Origin of the sequence: Moorena sp. SIO4E2 (assembly GCF_010671945.1) — a bacterium.
Lineage (GTDB): Bacteria > Cyanobacteriota > Cyanobacteriia > Cyanobacteriales > Coleofasciculaceae > Moorena > Moorena producens.
Genome location: NZ_JAAHIE010001005.1, coordinates 1 through 1,957 on the forward strand (window position 1 = coordinate 1; position 1,957 = coordinate 1,957).

Annotated in this window: 1 protein-coding gene; it reads right to left on the minus strand. The window is 44.1% G+C overall.

The window, feature by feature from the left end; genetic code table 11:
- Window positions 1-259 precede the first annotated feature (259 nt).
- Window positions 260-1,717, minus strand: coding sequence for a zinc ribbon domain-containing protein (locus F6K37_RS39975; protein WP_044495634.1), 1,458 nt, complete (start codon window positions 1,715-1,717; stop codon window positions 260-262).
- Window positions 1,718-1,957 lie beyond the last annotated feature (240 nt).

Here is a 1,957-nt window from a genome sequence, read left to right on the forward strand (position 1 = left end):
ACATCCTTTAGAACTTCGCCAGTGGGGTATACTTTACTAATTTGTTCGAGTCGCAGCATTAAGATGTCTCCAAGGAAAATTTTAGCTGGGGACTTTTATTCCTGATCCCAAGTTGCTGTCGGGTTGAGATACTCTTAAACCGTGATTAATCGGGATAAACCCGGATTTAACGGTCAAGGTACAATTTATTGTTGTCCGAGTGAGGAGTGGTTAGACGGTAATTGGAGTTAAACCTACCACCCAGCTATCTGGACGTTCCTCACATCTCGATGAGGAGTTGCTTGAAAGCCTGAGTCTTACTATGTTTGGAGTTAAGCCAACCAAGCTCAACTGCATCAGCTAGACTCAATCCCAACCCTTTCAAGAAACGCGCGGTACGACGCAACAACACGGCCTGAACCTCAGTCCTAGAAGAGAACCGAGAAATCTCGAAGTCCGTACCCCTCGCAAGGATGTTCTTGGCAGCATTGTGGTCAGCCGGCAACACGACCCCATCAAATCCGGTAAAACTGTCCCCAGTCCTTTTCCCTAATAGGGTTCCATTCCTGGAGTCAATTTGCGACGTGTAACTAGGCTGAACTTCCGTGACAACCGAGCCAGTCCAGTCAGCCCATTTTTGCAGGGAGTCTCGCATCTGTCCAATCATCCAGCTATTGAGCTTGCGAGACATGGCCAACGACTGGCGCTTATTCTTAATTGGTTGTGTTAAATCTTCTGCAAAAACTTTTAACGCTCTTCCTCCAACTAGTGACTTGGAGGCAGCTCCGAGTACTGACTGTATTTCTGATTGATCTTGCTTGTAACGTTTGTTCTCGGTTTTTCTGCTCAGATTATTTCTTAATATTCGAGCTGATTTAGCTGGGTCTAACTTTTCTAATTTTCTATGAAGTGCCCAAAGCTTTCCTCTTTTTCGGTTCTTGGCACATATTCTATCTGATTTCTTGCTTAGCAAGACTCCTAAGCCTTTCCCATGAGCCTTGCCTTCCGAATCATAGAAGGCTTCTGTGTAACCTTTGTCTACTCCTATCTCGCGAGGTCTTCGAACAGATTCGACTCTTCCATGGTCAACCAAGAAATGAATCTCAAATTGTTGAGACTGGTTATTATATATCAGTCTGATCTGACCTTTTACTTTTCTGTTACTTTTGACAACGATCTTGTTTCTTTTTCTACTCGTTAATCCAGCTATTTCCAGCTGGTATGTATTAGGAGAAAGTCTTTTGCACTTGTATCCTACTTGTTGATAAACCATCTGATTGTCAACCCAAGAATGACCTCTTTTAAATTCTTTCCTGACAAGCCGGTGAAGTAGTGGGTTCTCCAGGAAAGCTAAGGTTTTAAGCTGCGTGGCATATTCTTTTCTACACTTTTCGTTTTCTTTTCCGGGAAATCTTTTGTAGATCTTTTTAATTACAGCATCGGAGGAAGCTGCCTGCTGAGCTGTGATTGCCTTGGCTACATCGTTGATCGTCCAATCCATCAATTTAGCCGGTAAGCCCAGGGTTTCAGGAGTCCTAAAGCTTTTGATCTCGGGGATAGCCTTTTTCCAATCCATCCCCCAATGGCTAATGCTACCTAGCTTGTTGTAAGACTCGGCTCTAACGATGCCTAGCTTCTTGATCGTAGAGAACCACTCTTGCTTGACCGAATTATTCATTCCCACTACGGGAACGACTTGAGTCGATATTTTCTTGGTTGTCCCCAACTTTCTTGGCATCATTAACTGCTGTTTCTTACTTCTCCATCTTACCCTAGCGCTACAAAAATGTCCATGTCCGTTTTGAGGTGTTAAATCCCGATTTGTACCGCTTTATTGGCGTTTAAGCGCGAGACTACAGAAGTTTGGTTGACAGGGATTCCCCTGTTCCTTTGACCATTAGTCCTTCTTAGTTTTCCCATCTACAGCAGATTATCCCCGGAAACCGCCACCTACAGTAGACCTCTTGCATCAATGGTG

Bases quoted from the DNA above. Each gene is read 5' to 3' on its own strand.
- F6K37_RS39975 (WP_044495634.1), bottom strand. From the start codon at position 1,717: ATGCCAAGAAAGTTGGGGACAACCAAGAAAATATCGACTCAAGTCGTT.